Origin of the sequence: Paracoccus sp. (in: a-proteobacteria) (assembly GCF_047973135.1) — a bacterium.
In the GTDB taxonomy this organism is placed as follows: domain Bacteria; phylum Pseudomonadota; class Alphaproteobacteria; order Rhodobacterales; family Rhodobacteraceae; genus Paracoccus.
The window spans coordinates 1-6,581 of the sequence record NZ_JBKEBL010000229.1 but is presented as its reverse complement, the minus strand read 5'-3'; the positions used below and the strand labels follow the sequence as shown (position 1 = coordinate 6,581).

Here is a 6,581-nt window from a genome sequence, read left to right as displayed (position 1 = left end):
GACGACCGGTCGTCGAGGGGAAGAACCCGGCCCACTCCCGCTCGAAGAATGCCCAGTCGATCAAACTCGCCAGTTTCACCAGCTCATGCCGGGCGTCGATCATGTCGAGCAATCGGGGGCGGAGCAGGTCATCCTGTTCGGGGGCGTGGGAATGCGGCTTCATCGGTGATCCGAATTTGCAGGGTTTCTGCGTCAACAATACAAAACCCTGCAGAAGAAAGCCAGAAATACCGGCGGTTCATCACACAAAATCAATGCGTTCCACGTTGTTCAGAGCCGACTAATAAAAATCAGTGACAGGTCAATGGCTTCACCATTCAATGCTGGTCCGAGAGCACATCAAGCACGATCCAGACGACGCCTCAAAATTCCAAAACCATGGGTAATCAGGCAAAACCGACTCATGGAAGGGTCGTCAGGCTTTATTATCCGCGCCTCCGGCCTGCGCGAACGGTCATTCTTCGATGTCGTTGGTCTGATGTGCGCCACGGTGGTGATATAGCTGACGGAAGCCAATTTGATCATCAAATTGGCGCAGCATCAGCGCAAAATCAAATGGTTATAGCCTAACAATATAATCAAAATGAGTCGTCAGGCTATAGCTGGCCGAAAAACGCCAGAACCTGCATGCGCCGCAGTTTCTTCCGAAGCATCGCCCGGCCCAAGCCGTCCGCCCCATGCACTTGGAACACATTCTTAGCCAGATCGAGCCCAACCGTGATAATCTCCGACATGACCGTCCTCCTTTGTGGATCCACAAGCCCACCTTGGCACATCGATGCCGTCGGGGGGCGATCACATCATCAGAGCCGGGTTCCGCCCTGCGCCCCCATTCCCGATAGCCGTCGCTGTCAGATCGTGGCCACTCAGGCAATGCCGCGCAGGCCATGGGGGCGGGGGCCTCCGGTCGCCCAGTCCAGCAGTTCGACGGTATGAACGACTGGAATGCCCGTCCCAGAGCCGATCTGCATCATGCAGCCGATATTCCCGGCGCTGATGACCTGGGGCGACAATGCCTCAAGGGTTTCAACCTTGCGCGCCTTCAGTTGCGCCGAGATTGCGGGCTGCATCAGGTTATATGTCCCGGCCGAGCCACAGCACAGATGGCTGTCGCGTGGCTCGGTCACGGTAAAGCCCGCCTGGGCCAACAGTTCTTTCGGGGTCGCCTTGATCTGCTGGCCGTGTTGCAGCGAGCAGGCGGCGTGGTAGCCGATGCGCAGGGGCGGCGCGTGGCGGGCATCCTGAAGGCCAAGATCGGCCATCACCTCGGTCACGTCGCGGGCCAGCCCGGCCACCGTCGCGGCATCGCCCGCAAGCGCGTCACCGGCGAACATATGCCCGTAATCCTTGACCGTGGTGCCGCAGCCCGAAGTGTTGATGACCACCGCGTCAAGGCCGTCGCCATTCACCTCGGCCATAAGAGCGCGGATATTGGCGGCGGCCTGCGCATGGCTTTGACTGGTCTTGCCCATGTGATGCGTCAGCGCTCCGCAGCAGCCGATGCCACGGGGCACCACCACCTCGCAGCCGTGACGGCGCAGCAGGCGGATGGTGGCATCATTGATGTCGGTGTTCAGGGCGCGCTGCGCACAGCCGGTCAGCAGCGCCACGCGTTTGCAGCGTTCGCCCTGCGCTGGAAAGATCTGCGGATCGTCGTTGCGGCTGACCGGCGGGATGGTGCGGGGGGCCATGTCCAGCATCGCGCGCAGCCTTGCATCGGGGATCAGCCGCCGGAAGGGCCGGCCCAGCTTTGCTGCCACCAGCGCCAGCCGGAAGCGGGTCGGATACGGCAGGATCGCCGCCAGCAGCCAGCGCAGGGCGCGGTCGGCCCATGGGCGGCGGTAATTCGCCTCGATATAGCTGCGGGCGTGATCGACCAGATGCATTTAATGCACGCCCGAGGGGCAGGTGGTCATGCAGGACAGGCAGGACAGGCAGCGATCAACATGCTGCACCGTCTTGCGGTCGGGCTGCTTGCCGTTTTCCAGCATGTCCTTGATCAGATAGATGCGCCCGCGCGGGCTGTCCAGTTCGTCGCCCAGAACCATATAGGTCGGGCAGGTTGCGGTGCAAAAGCCGCAATGGACGCAGGATCGCAGGATCTGGTTGGCGCGGGCGGTACCGGGATCAGCAAGCTGTTCTGTGGTGAAATTCGTCTGCATATCAGGCGTCCATCAGGCCGGGATTGAGGATTCCCGCAGGGTCGAAGGCGTGGCGCAGCCCCGATGACAGGCGCGCAAGTGCCTCGGTTTGCGGGGGAAATGCCGGGCCGGTTGCCGTGCCGCGCCGGATCAGCGTGGCATGCGGGGCGATGGCGCGGATCCGCGCGGCATCGCCCGGCCCGCAATACCAGATCAGCCCGCCGCCCCAGTCCAGCGCCGTCCGTCCGCCAATCCCGCGCAGCGCCGAGGCGATACCCGGCGCGTCGGTCGGGCGGGTCAGCACCCGCCACAACGGCCCCTCGCCGATATGGCCAAGGTCACGCAGGCCGCGCCACAGGCTGCGGGTGGCCGCATCGTCCAGCAGTTCGACCCGCTGATCGGCGAACAGTTCCAGCAGACGGCTGCGGCGGTAGGCAAGCTGCGCCTCCATCCCCTCGATCCGCAGCCAGGCGGTGCCGTTGTGATAGACCGCGCCCGAGGGCTCGAACGGGGTGGCCAGCGCGGTGCAGAAAATCCGCACGGCCTGCACCTCGTCCAGACCCGAAAAGACCAGCGTGGCGCGGGTATGGGCCGCAGGCAGGGTTTTCAGCGCCACCTGCGTCAACACCCCCAGCGTGCCATGTGCCCCGGCCATCAGCTTGGTCAGATCTAGCCCGGTGACATTCTTCATCACCCGCCCGCCATTTTTGATGATGCGCCCCTGTCCATCGACAAAGCGCACCCCCAGCAGGTGATCGCGGCAGGCACCGGCAAAGATGCGCCGCGGCCCCGAGGCGTTCGCGGCGACCATGCCGCCGATGGTGGACACCTGATTGCCGCCCAGAACGGCGCGCAGATCCGGCGGCTCGAACGCAAGGGCCTGCCCTTCGGCGGCCAGCAATGCTTCGATGAAGGACAGTGGCGTACCGGTACGCACGATCAGGGTCATTTCGCCGGGGCTGTAATCGACCACACCGGACAGGCCGGTCGTGGTCAGCGTGTCGGCGGCGACATGGGCGGTCTGGACCCGGCTTCCCCCGCCCGCGATGCGCAGGGGCGCAGACAGGCCGTGACGGTCGGCCAGCAGTGCGGAAAGCTCGGTTTCATCAGAGGGGGCAAGCATGGCGGTCACTGGGCGGCCTTCCGGCGAAAGGTTTCGCTGGCCTCTAGCGGAAAAACCTTGGCCGGGTTCAGCAGCCATGCCGGGTCGAACACGTCCTTCACCTGCATCTGGATAGCCAGATCGTCGGGGTCGTATTGCGTGCTCATTAGATCGCGCTTTTCGATGCCGACGCCATGTTCGCCGGTCAGACAGCCGCCAACCTCAACACAGAGGCGCAGGATCTCGGCACCAAAGGCCTCGGCCCGCGCCAGATCGCCGGGCTTGTTGGCGTTGAACAGGATCAGCGGGTGCATGTTGCCATCGCCTGCGTGAAAGACATTCGCGACCTCAAGCCCGTGGGCTTTCGACAATTCCCCGATGCGCCGCAGCGTCAGGGGCAGCTTGCCCACCGGCACCGTGCCATCAAGGCAGATGTAATCGCCCAACTGCCCCATGGCGCCAAAGGCCGACTTGCGGCCCTTCCAGATCGCCAGCGCCTCGTCGGCATTTCGGCTTTCGCGAAATTCGACCGGGTTCAGCGCATCGGCGATCCGGCGGATCCGGGCAAGCTGATCGGCGATTTCGTCGGCGGAACCCTCAACTTCGACGATCAGCACGGCAGCGCAGTCGGGATAGCCGGCATGGGCGAAATTCTCGACCGCGCGCAGGCAGGGTTCGTCCATATATTCGATGGCCACCGGCACCACGCCCGAACGGATGATTCGCGCCACGCATTCGCCCGCCACTTCGGCATCGTCAAAGCCGATCAGCACCGGGCGCGCACCTTCGGGACGGGGCAGGATTTTCAGCGTCGCCTCGGTCACGATGCCAAGCTGCCCCTCGGATCCGCAGAACAGGCCCAGCAGATCCAGACCCTCGGGTGCCAGTTCCCCACCGCCCAGTTCGATCACCTCGCCCGTGGTCAGAACGACCGTCGCACCCATCAGATTATTGGTGGTGACACCATATTTCAGACAATGCGCCCCGCCCGAATTCATCGCGATATTCCCCGCGATGGTGCAGGCAAGCTGCGACGAGGGGTCGGGCGCATAGAAAAAGCCATGCGGTTCCAGCTCGGCGCTGACAGACAGATTGGTAATGCCGGTCTGCACGCGGATAAAGCGGTTATCCGTGTCGATCTCCAGCACATCGCGCAGCCGCATTGTGCCAAGGATCACGCAATCGGCGGTCGGCAAGGCCCCGCCAGAAAGCGAGGTTCCCGCCCCGCGCGGCACCACCGGCACCCCCATCCGCGCGCAGACCCGCATCGCCGCCGCAACCTCGGCCGTGGTCCGGGGCAGCACAACAGCCAGCGGCGGACAGCGATAGGCGGTCAGCGCGTCGCATTCATAGGCGCGCGTCTCTTCGGGCGCGTCGATCACCGCGTCCGGGGGCAGCACCCCGCGCAGCGCGGCCACGATCTGCGGGGCGCGGTCGAGGATGCGTCGGTCGGGCTGAGGCATGGCGATGCCGGACATGGGGGCCTCCTCTTCTGGCGATGGGTTGAGGTAAAAGACTTCGGCGGGGGCTGTCAAACGGGATATGCGCCGCGACCCGAAGGGCGCGGGCCGGGCAACGCCCGGCTGGTCTGCCGCCGCGCGAAAAGCAGGGGGTCCGGGGGGTGCAACTCCCCCGGCCATCGCGGGACGCAAATCATCCGACGATGACGTCGCACCGGGATCGCCAGCTTGCGAGCAGGCGGTGCCACCCGAACCGCGCGCCCTTCAGATCGCCGACCAGCGCCGGCCGTCATCCTCGGCCTGCCACAATGTCCCCTCGCGAATGTCGTGGACAAGTCCATGCAGGGTCATTTCGTCGGCCTCGACGGCCTCGCGGACGAAGGGGAAGGTCATCAGGTTTTCGATCGAAATCATCACCGCCTCGCGTTCCAGCGCACCGATCTGCTGATCCTCGGGCAGTTCCTTGACGCGCTCGTATCCCGGACGCAGGATATCCATCCAGCGTCCGACAAAACTGGACGCATCTTCCAGTTCCGGCGCATGGCCCGAACACATCGCATGACAACCCGCGACACCGCCACAGCTTGTGTGGCCCATCACGATCAGATGCGCGACCTTCAGCGCGCAGACGGCATATTCCACCGCCGCCGAGGTGCCATGCTGCTGCCCGTCCGGCGCATGAGGCGGCACCAGATTGGCGATATTGCGGTGAATGAAGAACTCGCCCGAATCGGCACCGAAAATGCTGGTCACATGAACGCGGCTGTCGCAGCAGGAAATCACCATCGCACGCGGTCGCTGGCCGTCATCGGCAAGGCGGCGATACCACGCGCGGTTTTCCGCATAAGATGTCGCCTTCCAGCCCTGATAGCGGCTGACCAGATATTGCGGCAGGGGACGGACGTTCTTCATTGCGGGCCTCTGGCTTTGTCGCGGCTTGATAGGCCCGAATTGAACAAAATTCGAGGGGTTTTTCCCGGTCCGTTCAAGCCTTCCTTCATGGCTGCCGGTCATAGTGCAGGACTGTGTGGGGACACAACTGTACTGGAGGTGCGCATATGGCTCAGATCAGTTCTCTGGCCGTTTCCGAACCAATCCGCGTGGATGCGCGACGGGTTGGCGATATAGTGAACGAACTGGGCGAACAGGCCGCCCAGAATGTGCTTGGGCTGGCGCTGGAACAGCTTGCCTGGGCACTGACCGCCACCGATGAGGCACTGGAACAAGGCGACATGGCACAGGCTGTCGCCCATGCCGACCGGCTGTCGCGGCTGGCATGGCAGGTCGGCTTGCTGTCGCTGGCCGGGGTTGCGATGGATCTGGGCAATTGCGCGGAACGGCGGGACGCATCCGCGCTGGCCGCCGTGCGCGCCCGGATGATGCGGGTGGGCAACAGTTCGCTGACAACGATCTGGGACCGTGCGGGGATCACATGACCCAACGGCCCCGAAAGTTACACCGAGGTGGTCGTGGAAATTCGGACTCAGCGGCTGGAAGCGAGCGGCAATCACGAACATGGCGCAGACCTTCGAGCGCGGGAAATCCGATGAGACCCGCGCCTCCGAGGCCGAAATCGAGAAGCTGCCGTCGAAGATTGGGCAGCTGATTGTATAGAACTCTCACCATGAGTCAGTTTTCCCAGAGTTCCCATAGTTGTGGGATTTTTAATCGTCGCCTGCATCGGGTTTGAAGCGCTCTCAGACCCGCCTTGAATGGCGAAACCATTGAACGACCACTGATTTTTCTTCGTTTTTTTGGGAGGCCCGCTGTTTGACAGCCCACAATCCGGTTGAGACTGCCCAATAAAGCGCGATGGCCATGACCATGATCAGGCGGTTCAGTTTGCCGGGAGAACGGAGTTGGCTTTCGGTGAGGCCG

The 6,581-nt window shown here is 63.5% G+C and carries 4 protein-coding genes and 4 pseudogenes; 1 reads left to right on the top strand and 7 read right to left on the bottom strand.

The window, feature by feature from the left end:
• The 6 genes and pseudogenes from ACK5L9_RS16955 to ACK5L9_RS16930 all read right to left on the bottom strand — a co-directional run.
• Nucleotides 1-163: pseudogene (locus tag ACK5L9_RS16955) on the bottom strand (IS5/IS1182 family transposase); the annotation flags it as partial.
• A gap of 436 nt (nt 164-599) precedes the next feature.
• A pseudogene (locus ACK5L9_RS16950) lies at nt 600-734 on the bottom strand (IS110 family transposase); the annotation flags it as partial.
• A 132-nt stretch (nt 735-866) separates the two neighbouring features.
• Nucleotides 867-2,162 (bottom strand): annotated as a pseudogene (gene glcF, locus ACK5L9_RS16945) (glycolate oxidase subunit GlcF).
• Nucleotide 2,163: 1 nt separating this feature from the next.
• Entirely contained in the window at nt 2,164-3,264 is a 1,101-nt protein-coding gene (locus ACK5L9_RS16940; protein WP_416912631.1) for an FAD-binding protein, read from the bottom strand.
• 5 nt (nt 3,265-3,269) lie between these two features.
• Entirely contained in the window at nt 3,270-4,712 is a 1,443-nt protein-coding gene (locus tag ACK5L9_RS16935; protein WP_416912630.1) for an FAD-linked oxidase C-terminal domain-containing protein, read from the bottom strand.
• Between the two features lie 255 nt (nt 4,713-4,967).
• Complete coding sequence (locus ACK5L9_RS16930) at nt 4,968-5,615, bottom strand: carbonic anhydrase (RefSeq protein WP_416912629.1); 648 nt, start codon at nt 5,613-5,615, stop codon at nt 4,968-4,970.
• 146 nt (nt 5,616-5,761) lie between these two features.
• On the opposite strand from ACK5L9_RS16930, the gene ACK5L9_RS16925 reads away from it, so the two are divergent.
• Nucleotides 5,762-6,139 (top strand): hypothetical protein, encoded by a 378-nt coding sequence (locus ACK5L9_RS16925; RefSeq protein WP_416912628.1) that lies wholly within the window; start codon nt 5,762-5,764, stop codon nt 6,137-6,139.
• 261 nt (nt 6,140-6,400) lie between these two features.
• Here ACK5L9_RS16925 and ACK5L9_RS16920 read toward each other — a convergent pair.
• Nucleotides 6,401-6,581, bottom strand: a pseudogene (locus ACK5L9_RS16920) (hypothetical protein); the annotation flags it as partial.